Origin of the sequence: Methylobacter tundripaludum SV96 (genome assembly GCF_000190755.2) — a bacterium.
GTDB classification, from domain to species: Bacteria; Pseudomonadota; Gammaproteobacteria; order Methylococcales; family Methylomonadaceae; genus Methylobacter_A; species Methylobacter_A tundripaludum.
Map to the genome: position 1 here is coordinate 2008118 of NZ_JH109152.1, position 23946 is coordinate 2032063.

Here is a 23946-nt window from a genome sequence, read left to right on the forward strand (position 1 = left end):
ACTTGAAAACGATTACTTGTCTTCATTAAATATGTGGGGGCAGCGGTTTTTTTGTCAAGTCGCTTAATGTAATTGGGCGTTAGATTTTTAATGTTACTCTTTTGAATCGGTTAAGCGACTTGCCCGGTACGCACGCAGCAGCGCGATAAACGCCAGGAAATCGTATAAGCCGTGAATAACAATCGGAAGTAGTAAATTCCTGTCACCGCCATAATCCATAGATAAACCCAAATAAATCCCTACTAAAGCCGCCAGCACCGCATAAAGCGGCGTCACGGCATGAGCCAGGCCGAAAATAATATTGCTGCCGACCAAGCCTGCGGTCAAACCCCAGGAAGACTCCATCCAGGGCTGGATAACACCGCGAAACAACAGCTCTTCCGATAGCCCGGCAATTGACGCCAGTATCAATAAATCAGTCCAGTGGTAACGATGCAAATTGGAGCCCAAGGTCTCAAACAGCATGTTTTTAATCTTTATTAATGACTCTGTCTGCATTTGCTCCAGGGTCAGGAACAGTAAAAATAAAGGTATTGTCCCTATCACGCCGTAAGCGATGGCCGACTCTGAAAAATACAGGTCAGCGAAAGGATTGATGTCCGCGATCCAACCTAAAAAAACCGCGACCAAAATCAGGGCCGCTTCAAAAGCACAAGCCTTTTTAAAAAAACCATCGTGGTTGGTAGGATGTTTATCCATTTCTATTAACTGAGCAGCAAGAAAAGGTCATTCTAATCAAAAATGGTTAAAATGGTGGTTTTTGATTCATTATTGCGACTAACACTATGCTGTGTTTTATTTATAAAAGCTTGAAAAAAGAACATCTTTATTTGTATGTTGATAAAAAAGACGATTTTTCGAGGGTACCGGAAGCGCTTTTCAGCAGCTTTGGCAAAATGGAATTTGTGATGGATTTGGAGCTGACGCCGGAACGTAAACTGGCCAAGGAAGAAGCCGGAAAAGTGATTGATAGCCTGAAGGCGAAAGGCTTTTTTGTGCAGCTACCGCCGATCAATCTGCCTGCGCCGGTAACAATTCAGTAATTTTGATAAAAGCATAAAACCACGAAGGCACGAAGAGCACGGAGAAAAGCTGAGGCAAAAACTTCGTGCTCTTCGTGCCTTCGTGGTGAATCAATCTATTTACGCTTTCGGCAAGGTAACGCCGGTTTGTCCCTGATACTTGCCGCCCCGGTCTTTGTAAGAGGTTTCACAAATTTCGTCGCCGCCGAAAAACAGCATTTGCGCCACGCCTTCATTGGCATAGATTTTTGCGGGCAGCGTGGTGGTATTGGAAAACTCCAGCGTCACATGGCCTTCCCATTCGGGTTCCAGCGGGGTGACATTAACGATAATGCCGCATCTGGCATAGGTAGATTTTCCAAGGCAAATCGTCAATACATCGCGGGGAATGCGGAAGTATTCAACCGTTCTGGCCAAGGCGAATGAGTTCGGCGGGATAATGCAGACATCGGACTTAACGTCGACAAAGCTGTTTGAATCAAAGTCTTTGGGATCGACGATCGCGGAATTGATATTGGTGAAAATCTTGAATTCGTCCGAACACCGGACATCGTAGCCGTAACTGGATGTGCCGTAGGAAATGACCCGGCCGCGTTCCGAATCCCTGACTTGGCCGCTTTCAAACGGTTCGATCATGCCCTGTTGTTCCGCCATGCGACGTATCCACTTGTCCGACTTAATGCTCATGGAGTATTACTACCTGATTGATTTAAAAAGGCGGATTTTAACATAGAACGTAATTACTCAGCAGTTAGAAAAATAGAACGCAGATGACGCTGATAATTATGATATGTAAGATTTTTATTGAATTATCCGTGTTCATCATATTCATCCGCGTCATCTGCGTTCCATTGTATTCGATGGCTAAGTAGGTTTTTACGGAACCGATACAATCAGGTATTCTGCACGACGATCTTGGGAAACTTCGTGGTGAAATCCTTAGCCTTCAACGCCAGTCTGGCCGCTGTTTTACGTGCAATCTGCCTGTAAATTTGCGCAGGCCGCCCGTCCGGGTCGGCAACCACGGTCGGCCTGCCGGAATCGGCAAATTGCCGGATATTAATGTCCAAAGGCAAGGAACCGAGAAACTCGATTCGGTTACGCTCGGCCATCGCAAGCCCGCCGCCTTCACCGAATATGGCTTCTTCATGGCCGCAGTTGCTGCAAATATGCATGCTCATGTTTTCAACCAGACCCAATACCGGCACGTTGACTTTCTCGAACATGCCCAAGCCGCGCTGGGCATCAATCAGGGCAATATCCTGCGGCGTGGTGACGATAATCGCGCCACTGACCGGAATCTGCTGCGACAAGGTTAGCTGAATATCGCCGGTGCCGGGCGGCAAATCGATAACCAGGTAATCCAGGTTGTCCCAGTTGGTGTCTTTGAGCAGTTGCTGCAAGGCCGTGGTAACCATCGGGCCGCGCCAGATCATGGCTTGATCGGCCTCAACCAGATAGCCGATAGAAATCGTCTGCACGCCGTAAGCGATCTTGGGCATCATGGTTTTTTGGTCTTTGCTTTCAGGAAGGCCCGAAAGTCCCAGCATCATCGGGATACTGGGTCCGTAAATGTCCGCATCCAGAATGCCGACATTAGCGCCTTCTGCGGCCAGCGCCAGTGCCAGGTTGACCGCCGTCGTCGACTTACCGACGCCGCCTTTGCCGGAGGCCACGGCGATAATGTTTTTGACGTTGGGCAGCGGCTTTAATGCCTGTTGTACGGCATGGGAAAGAATTTTTACGCTGACTTCAACGCTGACATCGCCGATGCCTGCCAATGTTTTCAGATGCTCTTCAACTGCGGCTTTGAGTTCGGCGATATAGCTTTTGGCGGGATAGCCCAACTCCAGTTTAACGCTGACGTTGTTACCATCGATAACGATGGCTTTGACCGATTTTGCCGAAACCAGATCGGTTCCATTGTTGGGGTCGATGAATGTTTGCAGAAGATCTTCTACATCAGCCTTTTCGATGCTTGCCATGTCCATGCTCCATAGGTGTCAATAAAATGCGCCTGATCAATAACCAAGCATTTAGCTCAAGATACAAAACATTTTACCGACTCCCCCGTTATATTGCACTTTTTAGATGCCCGATAATCGCAGCTTGCGTTTATTTTATGCCATAATAACCAGCTAATTTTGCCTTCGAATTGCTTGAGCTTTTACACTATGTCAGATAGAAAAATCCTCGTCACCAGCGCACTGCCTTACGCCAACGGCCCCATTCATCTCGGTCACCTGGTTGAATACATTCAAACCGACATTTGGGTGCGTTTCCAGAAACAACGCGGCAACCTCTGCTATTACGTTTGCGCGGACGACACCCACGGCACGCCGATCATGCTCAGGGCGGATCGCGAAGGCATTACCCCGGAACAACTGATCGCCCAGGTCGGCAAAGAGCATCTGGCCGACTTTACCGAGTTCAGCGTGGCGTTCGATAATTACCACAGCACCCATTCCGAAGAAAATAAGGCCTTGTCATCGCTGGTTTACGAGCGTTTACGCGATGCCGGACATATCAGCTCGCGCACCATTACCCAGGCTTTTGATCCGGTTAAGAACATGTTTTTGTCCGACCGCTTTATCAAAGGCGAATGCCCCAAATGCGGCGCGGCCGATCAATACGGCGACGGCTGCGAAGTCTGCGGTACAACCTATGCGCCGACCGAGCTGAAAAACGCGGTTTCGGCAATTTCAGGCGCAAAGCCCGTCGATAAAGATTCCGTGCATTATTTTTTCGACCTGGCCAACTTTAGCGACATGTTGCGCGAGTGGACCCATGCCGGTCACTTGCAGCCCGAAGTCAGCAACAAATTGGCCGAATGGCTGGATGGCGGTTTGCAGCAATGGGACATAAGCCGCGACGCGCCCTATTTCGGCTTTGAAATCCCCGATGCGCCGGGCAAATATTTTTATGTGTGGCTGGATGCGCCGATCGGCTACATGGCCAGCTTTAAAAACCTGTGCGATAAGCAGGGACTGGACTTCAATGAATTCTGGTCCAAAAACAGCGATGCCGAGCTGTATCATTTCATCGGCAAAGACATCATTTATTTCCATGCCTTATTCTGGCCTGCGATGTTGAGCGGCGCGCATTTCAGGACGCCCAGTGCGATTTTCGCGCACGGTTTTTTAACCGTGAACGGCGAAAAAATGTCCAAATCGCGCGGCACCTTTATCAAAGCCAGAACCTACCTGGACCACCTGAATCCTGAATACCTGCGTTATTATTTTGCCGCCAAGCTCAGCGCCGGGGTCGACGATCTGGACTTGAATTTCGACGATTTCAGCCAACGGGTTAATTCCGACCTGGTCGGCAAAGTAGTCAATATTGCCAGCCGTTGCAGCGGTTTTATCGCCAAACGCTTTGATAACAGGTTGTCGGAACAATGTTCGGAACAAGCCCTGTTCCATGAATTCGTTACCGCCAACACGCAAATTGCCGAACTTTACGAGGCCCGCGAATTCGGCAAAGCCATGCGCGAAATCATGGCGCTGGCCGATAAAGCCAATCAGTATATCGACGAGAAAAAACCGTGGCTGATCGCCAAGGAAGAAGGCAAGGACCAAGAACTGCACGAAGTCTGCACCATGGGACTCAACCTGTTCCGGCTGCTGGCCGTTTACTTGAAACCGGTTATTCCTGTGTTGGCAGGTAATGCGGAAAGCTTTTTAAATATCGAAGCGCAAGCCTGGCCGGTTGATGCCAAACCTTTGTTAAATCACGCGATCAACGAATTCAAACCGCTGATGACGCGGGTTGAAGCCGATAAAATCGCGGCGATTATCGAAGCGTCCAAAGAAAACCTGGAAAAAACCGCCGAGCCTGTGAAAGCTAAAAAATTCGAACCGATAGCCGACACCATTGAGTTTGACGATTTCGCCAAACTCGATTTGCGTATCGCCAGAATCATCAAGGCCGATCACGTCGAAGGCGCGGACAAGTTGCTGCAGTTGACCGTGGATATCGGCGATGAAACCCGCAACATCTTTGCCGGGATTAAATCCGCCTATAGCCCGGAAGATCTGGAAGGAAAGCTGACCCTGGTCATCGCCAATCTTGCGCCGAGGAAAATGCGTTTCGGCCTATCCGAAGGCATGGTGCTGGCGGCAGGTCCCGGTGGCAAGGATATTTGGGTTTTGAGTCCCGATGAAGGTGCCGAGCCGGGGATGCGGGTTAAGTAACTTCGTTATCGTTACCACGCTCCGGCCTGGGAACTATTAACATAAGAATCTTCGAAGCACGTCATCGCGGCAGGGATTCACGTCAGGCTTTCCCTGCCTGACGCCCTTCGGGTTAATGCAAATCTGTTCCAGACAGATTTGTGCCGGGATCCAGACGCCATGGATGGCAATGCTCAGGGATCGATAATCATTTTTTTAGTCGTATGAAACCTTTTTTGTATATTCTTCACATCCCTGTGCTCTCGGCAATTGCCCCATATATTGCTCTCGATCGCTGTTCCAGACGCGATTCTAGCTCCCCTATCCTTGCGGTCGTACTTCCGGCAATCCCTGCCGGAATGACCGCTATAGGGCTTGTGTAGATGCCTATGTTCGAAAATCCTACTTTGATCGACCGAATCAATGCATTACTGCCGCAGACCCAATGCGGACAATGCAGCTTTCAAGGCTGCCGCCCCTACGCCGAGGCCATCGCCTCGGGCGTAGCGGACATCAACCAGTGCCCGCCAGGCGGTGACGAGGGCATACGGGACCTGGCCGATTTATTAGGCGTCTCTCCCAAGCCGCTGAATACCGAATTCGGTCTGCACAAGCCCCCAAGCGTCGCGTTTATTATCGAGGAAGACTGCATCGGTTGCGTTAAATGTATCGCCGATTGTCCTGTCGATGCGATAGTGGGCGCGGCAAAATTGATGCACACGGTTATAGCCTCGGAATGTACCGGTTGCGAATTGTGTATAGCGCCTTGTCCGGTCGATTGCATCATCATGCAAGCCGCGCCGCCAAACAATGCCGAAAAAACTCGGGCGCAAAAATCCGCCCAGGCAAAACGGCGCTACGATGCGCGCTGTTCGCGCAAGGAACAAGAAGAAGCTGAAAAAGCGGAGCGTGTGAAAAAGAAGAAACAGGCATTTCTGAAGATGCAAGCGGCTAAAAAATAGGATAGCGGTCGGGTTGGGGGGGTACAATCCCGTCCCCCAACCCCGATCAAAATGGCGTAGACCGGAATAAGACCATCCAAGCGCGTAGCGCGAGGTGGCGTTGCCTACATGGATGTAGGTAAGGAGCGGAAGCTTTTCCGGCGAATCTGGGGTGTTTGCCGGAAACGCTAGTTCTCTCTGTCGCTCGAACCAGCTTATTTCGACCTACAGTACTAAGAAATAGGATGACGTAGGGTCACCCCACAAACAATCCGCCTTGCAACGTTACCCACGTAATCGAGAAGAACCAATAGATTCACCAGAATGATAATTTTGGTCGTTGAGTTCCGCCCATTTGCAGCAGTCCACCGTTATTTAATTTGACGTTTTTCTAAGATTAAGTATTTCAACGAATGGTATAAATTATCTTTTCCTATATTCTGGTTTTGTTTATACCAATTCAGGTTATAAATATAGCTAACGTGAGGTAATTATTATGTCAAATTATTTAATAGCACTTATTTTATCTGTTTTTTTAGCTTCAGCCGGTGGCGTTGCTTACTTTGTTAAACACCCTGATCAACGCCCCCCAATAGAAGCTTTTATTAACAACAATATCCCTGCCACTAACACAGGAGGAGACCATAATATAATAGGTCATGGTGGTGTAGCACAAGCTCCAGAAATTAATGCATCATCAGGAACTAATGCAATTGCCATATTAATTGGCAGTTTATTGATAGCTAGTGAAAAATATCGAGCTAAACGCTCTTAAAATTTATTATAGCGATCGAGTTAAATCGCCCCGGCAAAGCCGTAGACTTATTGTTAGTGGTGTAGACCAGAATAAGACCTCGCAAGCGTAGCTCAAGGTCTTATTTCCGGCGAATCCACTATTGATACGGTCGACGGCCTGTCGGTATTTAGGAGGCATTCAGCTCAATCGAAGTACCCCAATACTTTAAGTTTGGGTTCATTATAGAAACTGCAAAGCATTAGATCTAACCACGTTTTCATAACGACAATAAAAACTTCGCCTGCTTGATAATCTCCTGCTCATCAATATCCTTAATCGAATAATCCCGCTTGTCGAGTTTATACGGATTAACGATGGATGCGGACTTAACCGCTTTGTTGATGTCGGTCTGGTAAACCCGGCTGACCGGCGTCGGGCCGAAAATGGTGATTGATGGCCTGTTTAATCCCCAAGCCATGTGGGTCGGCCCGGTATCGTTGCCGATCAGTAAATCGGCCTTGGCAATCAATGCCTTCAGGCTGTTCAAATCCAGCTTGGGCATGACTTTAATCAGGTCGGATTGCATCGCCATCCATTCCGCGCTGGCTTTTTCCTGCTCGCTACCCCAGATGACCAGGCAGTTTTGCTGCAACGCCTCTGCTATTTTTACAAACTTGGCGGCCGGATAGTTGCGGCTGTCCCAGGTTGAACCGATCACCAGCACAATATTGATCCGGTCTTTTAACAGGTAGTCATAAATTTGCGGGTCTTCGTTGTTAAAAAACAAAAACGGCTTTTTGTTGAGGATTTGCTCGGTGCTGATGTCGATGCCTAAGGGACTGGACAGTATCAAGGCATTTCTGTCGATGGTGTTGACATCATAAGCACAGGCGACTTTGATGTCATAAAACCATGACGCGGCTTTTTCTCGGATTGAATCGGCATCGAATCCGGCGATGCGCTTTCCTATAATCTTGGCGGTGGCGGCCGACTTGATCAGCCCTTGGGCGTCGATAACCAGGTCATAATTGTTACTTGCATAGCCGCGAATTTTCTTGAGCTGCGCAAAAATCCCGGCCTTGTTGGTTTTTAAGGCTTTCAGGTTAACCGTCAGAATATTATCGATGTCGGGATTGTTTTTTAAAACCTCGGCAAAGCGCTCCTCAACTATCCAGTCGATCTGAATTTCCGGGGAGTGGGAGTCCGCCTTGATGAACTGTAACGCCACCATCGCATGGACAATGTCTCCCAGCGCCGAGAGCTTTACGATGGCGACCTTCACTTAGGCCCTGATTGGGTAAGCGTTATATATTCAAGCACCCGATCCGGCGTAATGCCGGTCAGGCAATGGGTATGGCCTAGCGGACAGTCGCGCTTAAAGCAGGGCGCGCAATCGAGATTCAACGAGATAACCTGGGCCTTGTCGTTCAACGGCGGGGTAAAGCCCGGATCCGATGAGCCGTAAATGGCGATGATTTTTTTGTCCAACGCAGCTGCGACATGCATCAAGCCGGAATCATTGCTCACCACAGTATTGGCCAGCGACATTAAATCAACCGCTTCGGCCACGGATGTCCTGCCGGTAAAGTCGGTACAGAAGCCGGAAGCTTCCCGGTTGATTTGTTCTGCGACGGCTTTATCCTTATCGGAGCCGAACAGCCAAACCTGCCAGCCTTGGTCGATTTTATGCCGGGCGACTTCGGAGTAATACTCGGTCGGCCAGCGCTTTGCCGGACCGTATTCGGCGCCGGGGCATAAGGCCAGGATTTTTGCTGATGGTGTTAGCCTGAACTTATCGATAACCGCCTGTTGCCGGTCTTTGCTGATCGTTATCGCAGGCTGCGGACATACCGGCGGCATAGGCGCATCGGCTGGCAAACCCAGAGCGACAAAGCGCTGCACGGTCATGGTCAGCAGGTTTTTATCCAATTTTCTGGCATCGTTAAGCAGCCCCCAACGGCATTCACCGATGTAACCGGTACGGATGGGAATATTGGCGAAAAACGGGGGGATTGCGGATTTCCAGGAATTCGGCAACAGGATGGCCTGATCGTAGCCTTCCGAACGCAGGCTCAAGCCCAGTTTGATGCGCTCCATCAAGCCGAACTTGCCGCGCGGCAATGGCATGGCGATGGCTTTGCTCACTTCGGGCATTCTTTCCAGCAGGGATAATGTCCATGACGGAGCCAGCACGTCAATCCGGCAGTCCGGGTGGGTGTTTTTCAGGGCGATAAACAGGCTTTGCGCCATCACCATATCGCCGACCCAGGAGGGGCCGACGACTAGAATCTTGTGATATTTTTTCAAGACCTTAAATGACTATATATTTTATAAACCACGAAGATCACGAAGAAAGAAACATAAAACTTCGTGATCTCGGCAATTGCTCCTGCATTGCTCTACCTCCTGCATAACCCACAAGGATGTGGGAAATGCAGATTTTGCATGGAGCAAAAATCTGTCCATGCAGTCGTTCGTGTCTTCGTGGTTAAATTTTTTAATCCAATTATTAGGCGACGTAAGTCAACCAATCGGCATGATCGTCTCTACGTCCATGCACATAGTCGAAATACAGCGACTGCAATTTCTCGGTGACCGGCCCGCGGCTGCCGGAACCGATTGTGCGATTATCCAGTTCCCTGATTGGTGTCACTTCAGCCGCAGAGCCGGTAAAGAACGCTTCATCGGCCACGTAAATTTCGTCACGGGTGATGCGTTTTTCAATGACTTCATAACCCTGCTCTCTGGCAACGGTCATGACCGTATCGCGGGTAATGCCTTCCAATGCGGAAGTGGTTTCAGGCGTGTAAATTTTGCCGTTACGCACGATAAACAGGTTTTCGGCGCTGCCTTCCGCCGCAAAGCCTTCATGATCCAGCATCAACGCTTCATCGTAGCCATTGGCGCGCGCTTCTTGTAACGCCAAAATGGAATTGATGTAATTGCCGTTCGCTTTGGCTTTGCACATGGTGCTGTTGTGATGGTTACGGGTATAAGACGAGGTACGGATACGGATGCCCTGCTCTATGCTTTCCGCGCCCAGATACGCGCCCCACGACCATGCGGCAACCATGACATGCACTTTCAGGTTGTCGGCTCTCAAGCCCATGCCTTCTGAACCTAAAAAGCACATGCTGCGGATATAGGCGCTGTCCAAATTGTTCTTGGCAACCGCATCGCGCTGAACTTGATTCAGCTCGTCTTTGCCATACGGCATTTTCATATTCATGATATGCGCGGAACGGAACAGCCGGTCGGTATGATCCTGCATCTTGAAAATCGCCGTGCCTTTTTCCGCATGATAAGCTCTTATGCCTTCAAACACGCCCAATCCGTAGTGCAAGGTATGCGTCAACACATGGACTTTAGCTTCGCGCCACTCAACCCATTGTCCGTCCAGCCAAATAACGCCGTCTCTATCGTCCATTGTCATCATTTATTCTCCAATATTAAATTTATTTGTTACTACTCAGCAGCCAAAATAGAACGCTGATGACGCTGATCATTATGATTAAATAAGATTTTTATTTTTTGCGTTTAAACTTTAGATTTATTACTAAGTCTTAAGACCCAACTCACTTTCAGTAACGTCTAAATAGTTATAATTATCCGCGGTAATCATAACTATCAGCGTCATCCGCGTTCCATCTTAATTTGATGAACTCCCGCTACTCCATGTATTCATGCCAAATCCGCTCGACTTCGGCGCTCATTTCGGCGACCTCGGCCTCATCTATAACAGCCTTATCGCCTTGTAAAACCTGTTTATGCCCGAAATCCCGATAAGTGCAGTAAGCGGCTTTAAGTGTTTGCTCATCGGCTTTGGACATAAATCCCTGCTGTTGCAGGCCTTCAAGCAGTCTTACATTATCGGTATAAGTCGTCAACGCTACATTAAGAGCCGCCTGATCCAATACACCAAATTGTACTATAAACTCAATATCAGCAATACCGCCTTTGCTTTGTTTTAGGTCAAACTTGTCCTTATCTTTGGTAGACAGGGCCTCGCGCATTTTCTCGCGCATCTCGCGGACTTCTTTTTTCAAGCTCTCGGTATCCCTGGGCAGGCTTAGAATCCGGCTGCGTATAGCCTCATACTGCGCTTTCAGTTGCGCATCCCCGGCGATAAACCGGCCCCTGACCAGCGCTTGCAGCTCCCAGGTCCAGGCCTGGTTTTTCAGGTAATCTTCATAGGCGTTGATATGACTGACCAGTAAGCCGGAATCGCCATTGGGCCGCAAACGCATATCCACTTCGTAGAGTACGCCTGACAACATCTTGGTATCGAGAATATGCCGGACTTTCAGCCCCAATCGGCCGTAAAACTGGGCGCAGGAAATCGGCTTGCCTCCGTCGGTCATCGCATTGCCGTCCAGGCAATCATACAAAAACACCAGATCCAGGTCGGAACCGTAACCGAGCTCGATGCCGCCCAATTTGCCGAAACCGATAACCGCAAAGCCTATGGCGGCATTGTCGGTATATCGCCAGGGATGGTGTGTATGCCGCAAGCCAGTCGGGAACTGGCTCGGCACCGGCGGCAAGCCGTGCTTGTCGGTCAGCATCAGCCACGCACGTTCGACAACATGCCCGACGATGCTTTCGGCGATATAGGTCAGGTAATCGCTGACCACCATCAGCGGGATTGCGCCCATAATGTCGGCGGCGGCCACTCTCAGCACATTCAATTGCTTGAACTGGCGAAGTACGACCATCAGCTGCTCAAGATCCTGTACCTCAATTTGAGCCAGCAATACCTTAAGCTGTTCGTCAAGATCGGCTTTTTTGAGCGGCTCGTACAGGGAGCGGGTATCCAGCAGTTCGTCGAACAACACCGGGCATTGCGATAAATAATCGCAAATCCATGGGCTGGCCGATGACAGCTTGATCAATTGCGACAAGGCTCCGGGGTTTTCAGACAATAACGATAAATACACATTCCGGCCCGCGACCGCCTCAAACAAGCCGAGTATCCGCATCAGGGTTTCATCCGGGTTATCGACCTGCTGCATGGCCTCTATCAATTGCGGCATTAATCGATCAAGCACGCCAGCGCCTTTGGCCGTCAGCCTTCTGACGGCTATGGAATTTTTAAAGTCTTTGATCGCGGCGAGTATGCTGCCGGTGTCTTGAATGCCGCATTCTTTTAGATGCCCCATCAACTCCGACTCATCCGCCACGCAAGCCCAAATTATTCCCGTTCGTGGTGAGCCTGTCGAACCATCCTGTTTCGATAGCGAAAAAACCTGGTCGAATACTTCGTGTACCTGCGCTCTTACCTGATCCAGGTCCTGTTTAAAGCCTGTCCAGTCGGAATAATCCAGCGAATACGCCAATATTCGCTGCACTGCGGGGTCTGTCGGCAAATCGTGGGTTTGTTGGTCCTGGTATTGCTGGATATGGTTTTCCACCCGGCGCAGAAAACGGTATGACTGGTTTAGCTGGTCTGCGTCTTTTGGCGCCAGCAACTCCCGCTCGCCCAATAGTTGCAACACATCCAGAATGGGGCGGGTTTGCAAGGCTTTGTCGTTGCCGCCGCGTATCAGTTGAAAAGCCTGCCCGATAAACTCGATTTCGCGTATGCCGCCGGGCCCGAGCTTGATATTTTCCATGCGGTCTTTACGCCGCAATTCCTGGGTGATCTGCGCCTTTAAAGAACGCAATTCCTCAAACGCGCCGTAATCGAGATAACGCCGGTAGACAAAAGGCCTGAACATAGCCATCAGCTGCGCGCCGGTTTTAAAGTCGCCGGCGACCTGACGCACCTTGATCATCGCATAACGTTCCCATTCCCGAGCCTGGGTCTGGTAATAGTTTTCCATACCGTCAAAAGTCATGATGATCGGCCCGCTGTCGCCATAAGGCCGTAAGCGTATATCGGTGCGGAATACGAAGCCGTCTACGGTGATCTCGTCCAGGACTTTCACCAGATTGCGGCACAGCCTGGTGAAAAACTCGCCGTAGGTGGTTTCTTTCCTGTCCTGCAACACGCCGTCTTCCGCGTAGGCAAAAATCAGGTCGATGTCCGAAGAATAATTCAATTCATAGGCGCCCAACTTGCCCATGCCCAACACCACGATCTGCTGCGCGCTGCCGTCGGATAATAACGGCGTGCCGCGTAGCTCACAGGCCTCTCGGTAAAGAAAATCCAGCGCGTATTGAATACAGGCATCGGCCAGCCACGATAGATTAGTCAGCGTTTCGGATAATTCGGCCCATCCGGCCAAATCCCGCCAGGCAATCCTGACCATTTCCCTACGCCGGAAGTCTCGCAGTTTTGTCATTAACCGCGCCTGCTCCCGGCAGGCTTGCGGCATACACACCGTCCCTGGCGATAACTCGGCTTGCGTCTCAACCGGTTTGCACGCTAATTTTTCGGTATAACTGTTGTCATTATAAATAGCCGATAAATCGCCGGAATTGACCAGATCGACCAGCAACTCGGGCTTGCGAATGCAGCTTTCGGCAACAAACAGGCTGGAACACCAGACCTTGACGATAGCCTCACTAAACTCCGGCGTTTGCGTGATATTGAGCTTAAGCTCCGTAACCCGTTCATCCCATTTTGTCAGTGAAGCAATTACCGTCGCTCTTAGCTCATCAGGCAGCGCTGCAAATTCGGGTTCGAGATTTTTAATAAAAGACATGGGTGAAGGTCACGAATGAAAAGCCCCATGATAACGAAAACAGACGCGCAACGAGTAGCGCTATTTGTAAACATCTTGATATGAACGACGAAGATGAGTAGAACGAGTCTTAATAAAATGATAAAGTTCGATTAACCTTACTATTAAATTCTGAAACTATTGACGATTTAAACTTATGAAAACGCCTACCTTTACCAAGAATTTCTTTTTTGCCGCCCTGACCAGCATGGTTATCGCACTGGCGGTTACCGGCTGTTCGGATGATGAACAAAAAACCGCCGCGGCGAAACCGGCAGCCGCCAACGTTGTGCATAATCCATTCGATCACTCCCACGATGGCGAAGTAACCGATATACAAAAGCACAAGTTTGAGCATGATTTCGCCAGCCAATGCGTAGACAGGGAATTGAAAAACTCGACCAATAAAGAGTTCGATAAAGTGCGCTACGCCACGCCTTGCATGTGCATAGCCAAATTTTTGATGAAGGATTTGACCGCCGAGGAAGCCGAGAAGTTTATCGGTGAGCATAAAAATGCCCAATCTTTAGTCATCAAGTATGAAAATGCGGCTTATCATTGCCTGCAACAGAATGCTCATCCTAAAGGTCCGGATTTTTCCAGGGCACCGCAGCAGGCTAACTGATTGGCTTGAGGCATTTTATTGTTCCCACGCTCCGGCGCTCGTCTTTATACACATCTCGAAGTAGGCCGGAATAAGCTGGTTCGAGTGACAGCGAGAACTGGCGTTTCCGGCAACACACCTTCCCAAAAGCCGGAAACGCCATCTCGCGCTACGCGCTTGAATGGCCTTATTCCGGCCTACCCAGATCAACAACCGCAATAACCGTCTTCTCAGCCAGTTCTTTTAGTATTTGCAAGCCGCCTGCCATAATCATTTCAGGATTGGGATGATTCGATTCCTCGGCAACCTGCTTTAGGCAATCCGCTGCCAACATCTCTTCATGCTCCTGAATTATTTGCAACAACCGGTAAGTGATCGGGGTGATTTCTATAAAATTAACCTCGTCATCCGGATTGCGATAAACAACCAGGAAGGTGGCTGGTTCCGGCGCCGTTTCAGGTAAAAAAGCGGGCGATATTTTCTGGACGGGGTATTGATAGGCTAGCGGCCAAGCCAAAGGCGACAGCCGGATGCGCAAATTTTGCAGGTTATCCGGGTTCTGGCGATAGGCGGGTACGGTTTCCTTGGCGATAGATAAGGCCATTTCCACCCATTCGTAATGCACCAGCTCCAGCATAAACGGAAAATCCTCAGAACTGTCCCGCTCGTTTTGCAGATAATCCAGAAACTCTTCCGGGATTTCCGAAAAATGCGGCGAGCGGCTGACATGCTTGGCAAAAAAATCCTGCCCCAGCTCAAACCATTGCCGGTCATTCAGTAGCGTCCGCAACACCGGAAAGTTCGCTGACAAAAAACTGTCGATGTTGTTAAAAAACAGTTCGCGATACATCGCCATGCGTTGCGGCTGAACATCGGAGGGCGGCGGATTGTTTTCGGGATCCCTGATGTACGCCGCAAACTCAAGCTGTTTGGCTTTAAAATCGATTTTCATACCAGATTCAAGCGAATTGCTTTGCATGTTGGGTTTCCCAGGCTTTTTGTATAGTGCTGATGGTGTTAACTTCCTTGATTAATTCTTCCATGGCCGGGATATTAAAATCCCGCTCCAACAGCGTCGGAAACACGCCGTAAAGCTCATAGGCTTTGCCTAGCAGCTTCCAAACCGGGTCGACCACGTCAGCGCCGTGGGTATCGACCAGAAAATCCTCAGCCTCGACATAATGCCCGGCGATATGCGCATAAGCGATACGGTGCGCGGGCATGGCCTTTAAAAAAGCTTCGGCATCGTAACCGTGGTTAACGCTGTTCACGTAAATATTATTGATGTCGATCAGCACATCGCAATCCGCTTCCTCGATAACGGCATTGAAAAAATCGATCTCAGCCATTTCCTGGCCGGGGGCGGCGTAATAGGACACGTTTTCGATGGCTATCTTTTGCTCCAGAATATCCTGGACACGCTTGATCCGACCGGCGACGTGAGTCACCGCTTCCGAGGTAAACGGAATCGGCATCAGGTCGTATAAATGCCCGTCTTTGCTGCAATAACTTAGATGTTCGCTGTAAAATTTGATTTGATGCTCGGCCATGAACTGTTTGACTTCACGGACGAATTTTTCATCGAGCGGGTCGGTGCTGCCTATCGACAGCGATAATCCGTGACAGATAAAATCGAAGCGCTCGGTCATCGCGCGAAATTGTTTGGCGTATTTTCCGCCGATGGTGATCCAGTTTTCCGGCGCGACTTCGTAAAAGCCGACCGCTTCGGGCGGGGATTCGACAATCCGGCTTAAAAAAGACCGCCTAAGACCTAAACCGGCACCGTGAACGAGATTTTGGGTTGTGTCCATAAGAACACCTTGATTTGATTTGAGGGGGAATTGGAGGGCATGATGATCATGCCCTCCCGAGTACTACGCTTAGGTTTATTTGCCGGTTGCGTCTTTAGGCATGTTGCCGCATGAGCCTTCTTTGCCTTTCATCATCGCGCCGCAAGCCGCTTCCATGCCGGGTTTCATTTTGCCGCCTTGCATCATCGCGCCGCATTTGCTTTCGCCGCATTTTCCTTCAGTCGCTTTAGCTGCATCAGGTTTTTTGTTGCCTGCACATGCGCCTTCCGCCGCCTTAGGTTTTTCCATGCCGCCCATTTCCGCGCCGCATTTCATTTCAGCCGCTTTATCGGCAGCAGCAACTTGCATGTAACCGGCAGACATTTCAGTCATACCGAAAGGATTGGCTTCGGCATTAACCGCAGTTGCAGCAAAAGTAGACAAAAAAGCAGCACCCATTGCAGCAGCTAGAGGTGTTTTATTGATTTTTTTCATGTTGACTCCAGAGTGTTGAGATAAAAACATCGAGCTTCAATTCGTTCCCGGCTGTTAACCCGGAAGATGAATCGATACGCAGAACGTATCGAATGCCGCTCATCATATCAAAATCGACTGAATAAAGAATGAATATCCTTCTATTCAATAAATCGACTGGTTGCCCCTTTTGCCGTGTCGTCATCTTGATGTCCGGTTTTATGCTCATACTCACACAAATCTTCAATAACACAGCTTTCGCAGCGCGGCTTTCTGGCAATGCAGGTGTACCGGCCATGCAAAATCAGTAAATGATGCGCATCCTTCTTATGTTGTTTAGGCACCCATTTATCCAGTTTGCGCTCCACCTCCAGCACATTTTTACCGGGCGCAATGCCGGTACGGTTGGCAACCCTGAAGATATGCGTGTCCACCGCAATCGTATGCCGTCCAAAGGCGGTATTCAATATAACATTGGCGGTTTTTCTACCGACTCCCGCCAGCGCCTCCAGCTCTTCCCGCGTTTGCGGCACCTCGCCTGCATGCTTATCAAGCAACTGCCTGCAAAGCGTGATGATATGGGTGGCCTTGCTATTAAACAGCCCGATGGTCTTGATGTACTCTTTCAGGCCCGTCTCGCCCAGCGCCAAAATATCGCCAGGCGTATTGGCGACGGGAAATAATTTGGCGGTCGCTTTGTTGACGCCTTTATCGGTCGCCTGAGCCGATAAAACAACCGCAATTAATAATTCAAAGGTGCTGGTGTAGTGCAGTTCCGTGGTCGGTTCAGGTATGGCTGCGGCCAGTCGGTCAAAAATATCCAGGCGTTTTTTTAGGTTCATGGTGATATTGGGTGTTACTCGATAATGTGCGGCTATTCTCAACATAATCGAAGCACGAAACAAGATATGTCTGAAAACAAAGCAAAGCGTTTTTCGACTCTTGGTACGGTGGAACTTGATGAAGATACCGGTATAACGCGCGAGCTGAGCACAACTGGTTTTTACTTTTCAACGAATGCCGCGTTATGCCATCCTGCTGACACTAGTCATTTTCTGTATTTGTCCACTCTTTGGAGTATCCGGAACGTCATAAACCGACTTGAGCCGCTCTAATGAAAAAAACCAGGACGATATAAAAAAGATTATTACCTTCATTGAAAACAATCCCAAAAAAGACAAAAACGAACTGTTAGATAAGGTCCGCCCAATCTGACGACCGAAATTGCCCCGCACCAAGCCGATCAGGAAAGCCTTCTCGCCGAAATGTCGTTTGCGGAATATGCCAAAATTGTTGTGGAACAGACTCTCTGTAACGGTATTGAAGTCCGGATCGGCACCCAGATATGGAAGGCCCACGAGGATCGGGGTAAAACTGTTTTTCGGCTTATTGACGGCAAAATCAGCTTTGGGAGCTAGTCCCGCAGCCATTTATCTTCCCCATTAGAACCAAATAAAACGCCGCTTCACCCCATCCCGAGCCTTACAGCGTTATACTTTTTTGAACGTTATTAATCAAAAACACAGGGAACTTAATTCCACGAATAAAGCAGTGACCGCGTATTACCTACCTGTTTAATCTTTTTCAGCAGCATCCGCCAACAACTTCTTTCTGATTAAAAAAGCCGCACCGATCGCACATAAAGCGGGTATTTGCACAAGCAAAAAAGTGCCGGTGGGATTTTTAGCAACCATGCCCGATAAAGCAGAAACCACCGTCAGCTTAACCATCCACCAGGTAATCCAATAGCCAATCAGCCCTGTGATAGCCCAGTTAATGGGTGATTCCCCCTTTTCCTTTGCGGTCATATAAAACCATACCAGAACCGCAATTGCAGCAAATCTAGCTAAATGCAACATTTTTACACCTCATTTTTTAATTATAATAAACAGACACTGATTTAGACTCTACCCAATTAGCGTTTAACTGGCAACAGCTGTTATAAGTAGATAATCATATTCCATAATTGATCGTCATTACATTTTTTACGCAAGGAGAATAGTGTGGGAAAACCGTTCAAAATCATCCTATCGACAATTGCCGCAATGATTTTGCTGCTGATAGTCCTCGCCTGCATCCTGCCATTCGTCATCGACCCCAATGACTTTAAACCTGAAATTGCCGCCGCCGTTAAAGACAAAACCGGCCGGGAGCTGATATTGGACGGTGAATTAAAACTCTCGCTGTTCCCCTGGTTCGGCATTTCAACAGGAAAAATTGCCCTGAGCAATGCGCCGGGGTTTCAAGACCGGCCCTTTGCGACCATCGAAGAAAGCAATGTGACAGTGCTGTTACTGCCGCTTTTATCAAAAAAAATAGAAGTCAGCCGCATTGTTTTAAAAGGCCTGATTTTAAATCTTGCCAAAAACAAACAGGGCATCGCCAACTGGGATGACCTAACCACCAAACCCGTGGTACCCGCTGTCGCTGTCGTCGACAAACAGGATGAACAACCCATCCCCACAGCAACACCGGTGATGTTTACCATCGGCGGCATGGCTATTGAAAATGCCCGGATTAACTGGGACGACCTGAAAACCGAAAAGCACATCGAACTAAAAGACCTTAACCTGAATACCGATAAATTTACCTTTGATGAACCGGCAGGCATCGCCGTTTCCATGACCGCTTTGGAAGCCGGGTCCACGTCGATCCAAGCCATCAAACTAAATACCGAATTAACCGTTAATGAAAAACTCGATACTTTTGCGCTACGCCATAGCGATCTGCAAGTAACGTCGTCAGGCGAAAACGTTCCCGGAAAATCGTTAACAACGGCCTTAACCATCGCCGACGCAGCGCTGGATATGAACCAACAAACGGCCAAAATTTACGGGTTGCAGCTCAAATCGGGCGATGTGACGCTCGCTGCTGCCGAAATGACCGGCACTTCTATTAAGGACAAACCCTCTTTTCAGGGACCTGTGACCGTTGCGCCGTTCAGTCCTGCCAAAGTATTGCAGCAACTGGCGATCTCCCTGCCCGCAATGCAGGATGCCAATGCCCTAAGCAAGCTGTCCGCCAACTTTGACTTGACCGCGACAGCCGACTCGGCCGATCTGCAAAATCTGGGACTAACCCTGGACGATACCCAGATTAAAGGCGCTATCAATATTAAAGACTTTGCCCAATCGGTTATCAGCTTCAACTTGGACATTGATGCACTTGATGTCGATCGTTATTTGTCCCCTGCCGATAAATCATCCAAATCCATCGCCAGCCCAGCCGTTTTATTGGCTGCCGGCCTTTCCGCTTTGCCTGTTGAAACCTTGAGAAAACTCAATGCCGATGGCACAGTGTCGCTCGGCAAACTTAAAGTCAAGAGTTTGGCAATGCAGGACATCCATATAAACTTGAGCAGTAAAAACGGCATAGTTACCACGCAACAATCGGTCAAACAGTTTTACCAAGGGAGCTATTCCGGCAATCTCAGCATGGATACGCATGGCGACAAACCGGCATTGGCTGTAACCGAAAAAATAGACCATGTACAAATCGAACCTTTGCTGAAAGATTACAAGGGTGAAGCTAAAATGAGCGGCATTGTTGACGCATCCGCACAGCTGCAAGGACAGGGGCGCAAAGCAGACGAATTGAAAGCGTCGCTCAACGGCCAGTTAAGTTTCCTGTTCAAAGACGGCGTGATCAAAGGTTTTAATCTGCAAAAAATCATTGATGAAGGCAAGGCGATCATCAAAGGTTCTGCTTTGCCCTCGGACAATAAAAACGACCAGACGCTATTTTCGGAAATGAGCGGCACGGCCACGATCACTAACGGCCTGATCCAGAATAACGACCTTGCGGCCAAGTCCTCCAAATTGCGTGTCGACGGCAAAGGCAACGTAAACCTCAATTCTGAAGCGCTGGACTATAAAATCGATGCCAAATTGCTGGATTCAGACGCCGCTAGCGCTGAGCCGGAACAAGTTAAAGGCGCTGTAGCCATTGATATTGCAGGAACACTCAGTAACCCGACTTATACGATAAACATAGCTTCATTATTGACCGATAAGAACAAAGCCAAGGTTGAAAAACTAATCGATAAACTCGACAAAAAAATAGGCCCTGGCCTGGGTAATCTGTTGAAAGGTCTGTTGAAATGAGGTGGAGCATACAAAAGGCGAGAGTCACAGGGCGAAAAAAACAGCCCTTAAATTACGCGCCCCTTCGCCCTTCATCTTTCGTCTTTTGCCCCTTATGAGTCCATCCGCTTTTCAACAGAACATCCTCGCCTGGTTCGATCAATACGGTCGTAAAGACCTGCCCTGGCAAAAAGACCTTACGCCTTACCGCGTGTGGCTTTCCGAAACCATGTTGCAGCAAACCCAGGTCGCTACCGTTATTCCTTATTTCAATACTTTTATAGAAAAGTTTCCCGATATTGCGAGTTTGGCGAACGCGCCTGTTGATGAAGTTCTCCATCTTTGGTCGGGGCTGGGCTACTACGCACGCGCCCGCAACCTACACAAAACAGCGCAGCTTATTACCGAACGGGGCCGTTTTCCCGATACGCCGGATGAACTGATTGCATTACCCGGCATAGGCCTGTCAACGGCGGGAGCCATATTGAGCATCGCCTTTAATAAAAGGCACCCGATTCTTGATGGCAATGTCAAAAGGGTGCTAACCCGGTTTAGAGCCGTTTCCGGCTGGCCGGGCAATAGCGCAGTCAACAAGGAGCTGTGGGCCATCAGCGCCAGACTAACCCCTATCGATCGTGTCGCGGATTACACCCAGGCCATGATGGATTTGGGCGCAACCCTCTGCACCCGCAGCAAGCCTGCTTGTGCGGCCTGTCCGCTTAATGCCGATTGTTTAGCTAGACTTGCCGGTAATAGTTCGGCATTCCCGACGCCGAAACCCGCCAAGACCTTGCCGGTCAAACAACTTACCTTTTTACTGCTGAGTGATGCCGATAACCGGATATTGCTTGAAAAAAGGCCCCCAACCGGTATCTGGGGCGGTTTGTGGAGCCTGCCCGAATTCGACAGCATTAAGGCGGCACACGACTGGTGCTTAACCAAGAGTATTCATATTGCCGATCAACAGACGCTGGCAACCCGGCGCCACACCTTTTCCCATTATCATTTGGATTACACTCCGCTGCTTATTCAATCGGATAACCCTATAAATTTTGTGATGGAAGCCGATCAATCTGTCTGGTATAAAGCTGAACAGGTTAACAAGCTTGGCTTAGCCGCGCCGATTAAGTTGCTGCTTCAACAATCACACAAGAGAATAAAATGATGAGACTGGTTAAATGCGTAAAATTGGGAATAGAAACCGAAGGCTTGGATGCACCGCCTTTTCCGGGTCCCAAAGGTCAGGAAATATTTGAAAAGGTATCCAAACAAGCCTGGAAGGAATGGTTAGCCAAGCAAACCATGCTGATTAATGAGGGAAAATTGGCCAGCTTTGACCCGAAAGCCCGAGCATTTTTAGCCGAGGAAAGAACCAAGTTTCTGTTTGAAGGTAACAACGAAATGCCGGAAGGCTATGTGCCGCCAAAGGCTTAATCATTAGCCTTTAACGACCCAAAGCGCAACACCAAATGATGTTGCGCTTTGTGTATCTGTCTTGTAAAACCTACCGCTTCATCGAATCGAAAAATTCTGCGTTGGTTTTAAAGTCTTTAAGCTTACCGATCAGAAATTCTGAAGCTGCGGTTTCATCCATGGGCTGAAGAATCTTGCGTAAGATCCAGGTTTTTTGCAAGGTATCGGGATCAACCAAATACTCTTCCCGACGTGTGCCGGAACGGTTGATGTTAATCGCCGGATAAATTCTTTTCTCGGCAATTTTGCGATCCAGATGCAGCTCCATGTTGCCGGTACCTTTGAATTCCTCGTAGATGACCTCGTCCATTCTTGATCCGGTATCAACCAGCGCAGTGGCTATAATAGTCAAACTGCCGCCCTCTTCTATATTCCGCGCCGCACCGAAAAAGCGTTTCGGTTTTTCCAGCGCATTCGCATCGACACCACCGGTTAAGATCTTGCCTGACGAAGGTACGACAGTGTTATAAGCTCGGGCCAGACGTGTAATCGAGTCTAACAAAATGACCACGTCGTGTTTATGCTCGACTAATCGACGCGCTTTTTCGATGACCATTTCTGCAACTTGTACGTGCCGGGTTGCCGGTTCGTCGAAGGTGCTGGAAATAACTTCACCGCGAACGCAACGCTCCATTTCCGTGACTTCTTCGGGACGCTCATCTATCAGTAAAACAATGAGATAACACTCGGGATTTTGCTCCGCAATCGCCTGCGCCAAGCTTTGCAGAATCATGGTTTTACCGGCTTTAGGCGGCGATACGATCAAACCGCGCTGGCCTTTTCCGATAGGGGCTATCAAATCTATCATTCGGCCGGTTAAATCTTCGCTGGTGCCATTGCCCTGTTCAAGGACAAATCGTTGTTTAGCGAATAAGGGGGTCAGGTTTGAGAAGGTGATTTTGTTTTTGGTATTTTCGGGGGGTTCAAAATTGATCTGGTCAACCTTGAGCATTGCGAAATAGCGTTCGTTATCTTTGGGGGGTCTAATCTTTCCGCTAATCGTATCGCCGGTCTTTAAAGAAAATCGTCTGATTTGACTGGGTGAAACATAAATGTCGTCAGGACCCGCTAGATAAGAACAACCCGGTGTCCGTAAAAAACCAAAACCATCCTGTAAAATTTCCAGAACGCCGTCGCCTGATATATCGTCGCCAGCCTTTGCCTGTTTTTTCAAGATGGCAAAAATCAAATCCTGCTTTCGTGATCTGGCTACATTTTCAAGCCCGAGAGACTCGGCGATTTCAATAACTTCACTTATTTGTTTTAGTTTTAACTCAGTTAGATTCATATAAAAGATAACTCAAGGAAAAGTACATACGGTGTTAAACCGCAACTACTAGGACAGGAATAATTCAGGGGTGTAGTTTATCGGACGATATGATTGGGTGCGCATGATTATCGCACCGCATAAGTGTAACTCAAGTACTCAGCCCCGTCCAACCTTTTGTGACAGGCCTGAGCCGGATCTGAGCTTGATCTAAGTAATTGGGGCAGTGATTGCTCCGGGCAATCATTCTGCATTCGCTCCATAACCCACAGGGAAGTGGGGAATGCAGATATTGCAGGAGCAAATATCTGCCCATGGAGGTCATGAGTTTAAATATTGCTATCGAGAAAAGCGGCAAGCTGCGATTTCGACAATGCGCCTACTTTAGTCGCTTCCACTTCGCCATCCTTAAACAGCATCAATGTTGGAATGCCGCGCACACCGTAGTGTTGAGGAGTTTCAGGATTTTCGTCGATGTTTAATTTTACAACGGTCAGCTTGCCTGCATATTCTTTGGCAATATCATCCAGAATCGGTGCAATCATTTTGCACGGTCCGCACCATTCAGCCCAATAGTCAACCAGTACGGGACCCGCAGCTTTAATAACAGTTTCGTTAAACTCACTATCGCCTACATGAAGGACTGAATCGCTCACACTATTTCTCCAAAAATTTAAAACCAAAACTATAGGAGGGATAAAGCTGGTAGTCAATCAATTT

The 23946-nt window shown here is 48.9% G+C and carries 23 protein-coding genes; 8 read left to right on the top strand and 15 right to left on the bottom strand.

Going from position 1 to position 23946, the window contains the following annotated elements; all coding sequences use genetic code 11:
* Positions 1 to 93 precede the first annotated feature (93 nt).
* Positions 94 to 699, bottom strand: coding sequence for a CPBP family intramembrane glutamic endopeptidase (locus METTU_RS09145; RefSeq protein WP_006891130.1), 606 nt, complete (start codon positions 697 to 699; stop codon positions 94 to 96).
* Positions 700 to 785: 86 nt separating this feature from the next.
* On the opposite strand from METTU_RS09145, the gene METTU_RS09150 reads away from it, so the two are divergent.
* A complete protein-coding gene (locus tag METTU_RS09150; protein WP_006891131.1) occupies positions 786 to 1043 on the top strand; it encodes a YcgL domain-containing protein in 258 nt (85 codons plus the stop codon).
* Between the two features lie 99 nt (positions 1044 to 1142).
* Here the strand turns inward: METTU_RS09150 and dcd are convergent, their stop codons facing one another.
* Both dcd and apbC read right to left on the bottom strand, forming a co-directional pair.
* The gene (dcd, locus tag METTU_RS09155; protein ID WP_006891132.1) at positions 1143 to 1709 is read right to left on the bottom strand and encodes a dCTP deaminase; all 567 of its coding nucleotides are present in this window, start codon (positions 1707 to 1709) and stop codon (positions 1143 to 1145) included.
* A gap of 206 nt (positions 1710 to 1915) precedes the next feature.
* On the bottom strand, positions 1916 to 3007 hold the full coding sequence (gene apbC / locus METTU_RS09160) for an iron-sulfur cluster carrier protein ApbC (RefSeq protein WP_006891133.1): 1092 nt from the start codon (positions 3005 to 3007) through the stop codon (positions 1916 to 1918).
* Between the two features lie 189 nt (positions 3008 to 3196).
* Between apbC and metG the strand changes: the two genes are divergently transcribed.
* From metG to METTU_RS22370, 3 genes are all read left to right on the top strand, one after another.
* A complete protein-coding gene (gene metG / locus METTU_RS09165; RefSeq protein WP_006891134.1) occupies positions 3197 to 5215 on the top strand; it encodes a methionine--tRNA ligase in 2019 nt (672 codons plus the stop codon).
* Between the two features lie 362 nt (positions 5216 to 5577).
* Positions 5578 to 6156 carry an RnfABCDGE type electron transport complex subunit B gene (locus tag METTU_RS09170; RefSeq protein WP_006891135.1) on the top strand — a complete coding sequence of 193 codons (579 nt, stop codon included), beginning with the start codon at positions 5578 to 5580 and terminating at the stop codon, positions 6154 to 6156.
* 475 nt (positions 6157 to 6631) lie between these two features.
* Positions 6632 to 6910, top strand: a complete 279-nt coding sequence (locus tag METTU_RS22370) for a VPEID-CTERM sorting domain-containing protein (RefSeq protein WP_006891136.1) — start codon at positions 6632 to 6634, stop codon at positions 6908 to 6910.
* Between the two features lie 238 nt (positions 6911 to 7148).
* On the opposite strand, the gene waaC is transcribed toward METTU_RS22370, so the two are convergent.
* The 4 genes from waaC to glnE form a co-directional block, all read right to left on the bottom strand.
* Entirely contained in the window at positions 7149 to 8153 is a 1005-nt protein-coding gene (gene waaC, locus METTU_RS09175; protein WP_006891138.1) for a lipopolysaccharide heptosyltransferase I, read from the bottom strand.
* A complete protein-coding gene (gene waaF, locus METTU_RS09180) occupies positions 8150 to 9127 on the bottom strand; it encodes a lipopolysaccharide heptosyltransferase II (RefSeq protein ID WP_040579728.1) in 978 nt (325 codons plus the stop codon). Before waaF ends, waaC begins: the two co-directional genes overlap by 4 nt.
* Positions 9128 to 9380: 253 nt before the next feature.
* Positions 9381 to 10304, bottom strand: coding sequence for a branched-chain amino acid transaminase (locus METTU_RS09185; RefSeq protein WP_040580299.1), 924 nt, complete (start codon positions 10302 to 10304; stop codon positions 9381 to 9383).
* Between the two features lie 235 nt (positions 10305 to 10539).
* On the bottom strand, positions 10540 to 13518 hold the full coding sequence (gene glnE / locus METTU_RS09190; protein ID WP_006891142.1) for a bifunctional [glutamate--ammonia ligase]-adenylyl-L-tyrosine phosphorylase/[glutamate--ammonia-ligase] adenylyltransferase: 2979 nt from the start codon (positions 13516 to 13518) through the stop codon (positions 10540 to 10542).
* Between the two features lie 175 nt (positions 13519 to 13693).
* Between glnE and METTU_RS09195 the strand changes: the two genes are divergently transcribed.
* Positions 13694 to 14161, top strand: coding sequence for a hypothetical protein (locus METTU_RS09195; RefSeq protein ID WP_006891144.1), 468 nt, complete (start codon positions 13694 to 13696; stop codon positions 14159 to 14161).
* A 166-nt stretch (positions 14162 to 14327) separates the two neighbouring features.
* Here the strand turns inward: METTU_RS09195 and METTU_RS09200 are convergent, their stop codons facing one another.
* From METTU_RS09200 to METTU_RS09225, 6 genes are all read right to left on the bottom strand, one after another.
* A complete protein-coding gene (locus METTU_RS09200; RefSeq protein WP_040580302.1) occupies positions 14328 to 15092 on the bottom strand; it encodes an HvfC family RiPP maturation protein in 765 nt (254 codons plus the stop codon).
* A gap of 7 nt (positions 15093 to 15099) precedes the next feature.
* Positions 15100 to 15951 (bottom strand): HvfB family MNIO-type RiPP peptide maturase, encoded by an 852-nt coding sequence (locus METTU_RS09205; RefSeq protein WP_006891149.1) that lies wholly within the window; start codon positions 15949 to 15951, stop codon positions 15100 to 15102.
* Positions 15952 to 16026: 75 nt separating this feature from the next.
* Positions 16027 to 16425, bottom strand: a complete 399-nt coding sequence (locus tag METTU_RS09210; protein WP_006891150.1) for an HvfA family oxazolone/thioamide-modified RiPP metallophore — start codon at positions 16423 to 16425, stop codon at positions 16027 to 16029.
* 140 nt (positions 16426 to 16565) lie between these two features.
* Positions 16566 to 17246 carry an endonuclease III gene (gene nth, locus METTU_RS09215; RefSeq protein ID WP_050897743.1) on the bottom strand — a complete coding sequence of 227 codons (681 nt, stop codon included), beginning with the start codon at positions 17244 to 17246 and terminating at the stop codon, positions 16566 to 16568.
* 183 nt (positions 17247 to 17429) lie between these two features.
* Positions 17430 to 17834, bottom strand: a complete 405-nt coding sequence (locus METTU_RS09220; protein ID WP_006891152.1) for a hypothetical protein — start codon at positions 17832 to 17834, stop codon at positions 17430 to 17432.
* Between the two features lie 144 nt (positions 17835 to 17978).
* Positions 17979 to 18263, bottom strand: a complete 285-nt coding sequence (locus METTU_RS09225; protein WP_006891153.1) for a hypothetical protein — start codon at positions 18261 to 18263, stop codon at positions 17979 to 17981.
* A gap of 144 nt (positions 18264 to 18407) precedes the next feature.
* Here METTU_RS09225 and METTU_RS09230 point away from each other — a divergent pair, with 144 nt between their 5' ends.
* The 3 genes from METTU_RS09230 (at position 18408) to METTU_RS09240 (ending at position 21920) form a co-directional block, all read left to right on the top strand.
* Entirely contained in the window at positions 18408 to 20507 is a 2100-nt protein-coding gene (locus METTU_RS09230; RefSeq protein ID WP_006891154.1) for an AsmA family protein, read from the top strand.
* A gap of 94 nt (positions 20508 to 20601) precedes the next feature.
* Positions 20602 to 21651 carry an A/G-specific adenine glycosylase gene (gene mutY, locus METTU_RS09235; RefSeq protein ID WP_006891155.1) on the top strand — a complete coding sequence of 350 codons (1050 nt, stop codon included), beginning with the start codon at positions 20602 to 20604 and terminating at the stop codon, positions 21649 to 21651.
* Complete coding sequence (locus METTU_RS09240; RefSeq protein WP_006891156.1) at positions 21648 to 21920, top strand: oxidative damage protection protein; 273 nt, start codon at positions 21648 to 21650, stop codon at positions 21918 to 21920. The genes mutY and METTU_RS09240 overlap by 4 nt, the downstream gene beginning before the upstream one ends.
* 70 nt (positions 21921 to 21990) lie before the next feature.
* Here the strand turns inward: METTU_RS09240 and rho are convergent, their stop codons facing one another.
* Both rho and trxA read right to left on the bottom strand, forming a co-directional pair.
* On the bottom strand, positions 21991 to 23247 hold the full coding sequence (rho, locus tag METTU_RS09245) for a transcription termination factor Rho (RefSeq protein ID WP_006891157.1): 1257 nt from the start codon (positions 23245 to 23247) through the stop codon (positions 21991 to 21993).
* Positions 23248 to 23555: 308 nt separating this feature from the next.
* A complete protein-coding gene (trxA, locus tag METTU_RS09250; protein WP_006891159.1) occupies positions 23556 to 23882 on the bottom strand; it encodes a thioredoxin TrxA in 327 nt (108 codons plus the stop codon).
* Positions 23883 to 23946 lie beyond the last annotated feature (64 nt).

What these genes read in the sequence shown, in the direction of transcription:
- METTU_RS09145 (WP_006891130.1), bottom strand. Translation starts at nt 699, where the DNA reads ATGGATAAACATCCTACCAACCACGATGGTTTTTTTAAAAAGGCTTGT.
- METTU_RS09150 (WP_006891131.1), top strand. Translation starts at nt 786, where the DNA reads ATGCTGTGTTTTATTTATAAAAGCTTGAAAAAAGAACATCTTTATTTG.
- dcd (WP_006891132.1), bottom strand. Translation starts at nt 1,709, where the DNA reads ATGAGCATTAAGTCGGACAAGTGGATACGTCGCATGGCGGAACAACAG.
- apbC (WP_006891133.1), bottom strand. Translation starts at nt 3,007, where the DNA reads ATGGCAAGCATCGAAAAGGCTGATGTAGAAGATCTTCTGCAAACATTC.
- metG (WP_006891134.1), top strand. Translation starts at nt 3,197, where the DNA reads ATGTCAGATAGAAAAATCCTCGTCACCAGCGCACTGCCTTACGCCAAC.
- METTU_RS09170 (WP_006891135.1), top strand. Translation starts at nt 5,578, where the DNA reads ATGCCTATGTTCGAAAATCCTACTTTGATCGACCGAATCAATGCATTA.
- METTU_RS22370 (WP_006891136.1), top strand. Translation starts at nt 6,632, where the DNA reads ATGTCAAATTATTTAATAGCACTTATTTTATCTGTTTTTTTAGCTTCA.
- waaF (WP_040579728.1), bottom strand. Translation starts at nt 9,127, where the DNA reads ATGGTGATGGCGCAAAGCCTGTTTATCGCCCTGAAAAACACCCACCCG.
- METTU_RS09185 (WP_040580299.1), bottom strand. Translation starts at nt 10,304, where the DNA reads ATGACAATGGACGATAGAGACGGCGTTATTTGGCTGGACGGACAATGG.
- glnE (WP_006891142.1), bottom strand. Translation starts at nt 13,518, where the DNA reads ATGTCTTTTATTAAAAATCTCGAACCCGAATTTGCAGCGCTGCCTGAT.
- METTU_RS09195 (WP_006891144.1), top strand. Translation starts at nt 13,694, where the DNA reads ATGAAAACGCCTACCTTTACCAAGAATTTCTTTTTTGCCGCCCTGACC.
- METTU_RS09200 (WP_040580302.1), bottom strand. Translation starts at nt 15,092, where the DNA reads ATGAAAATCGATTTTAAAGCCAAACAGCTTGAGTTTGCGGCGTACATC.
- METTU_RS09205 (WP_006891149.1), bottom strand. Translation starts at nt 15,951, where the DNA reads ATGGACACAACCCAAAATCTCGTTCACGGTGCCGGTTTAGGTCTTAGG.
- METTU_RS09210 (WP_006891150.1), bottom strand. Translation starts at nt 16,425, where the DNA reads ATGAAAAAAATCAATAAAACACCTCTAGCTGCTGCAATGGGTGCTGCT.
- nth (WP_050897743.1), bottom strand. Translation starts at nt 17,246, where the DNA reads ATGAACCTAAAAAAACGCCTGGATATTTTTGACCGACTGGCCGCAGCC.
- METTU_RS09220 (WP_006891152.1), bottom strand. Translation starts at nt 17,834, where the DNA reads ATGGCTGCGGGACTAGCTCCCAAAGCTGATTTTGCCGTCAATAAGCCG.
- METTU_RS09225 (WP_006891153.1), bottom strand. Translation starts at nt 18,263, where the DNA reads ATGTTGCATTTAGCTAGATTTGCTGCAATTGCGGTTCTGGTATGGTTT.
- mutY (WP_006891155.1), top strand. Translation starts at nt 20,602, where the DNA reads ATGAGTCCATCCGCTTTTCAACAGAACATCCTCGCCTGGTTCGATCAA.
- METTU_RS09240 (WP_006891156.1), top strand. Translation starts at nt 21,648, where the DNA reads ATGATGAGACTGGTTAAATGCGTAAAATTGGGAATAGAAACCGAAGGC.
- rho (WP_006891157.1), bottom strand. Translation starts at nt 23,247, where the DNA reads ATGAATCTAACTGAGTTAAAACTAAAACAAATAAGTGAAGTTATTGAA.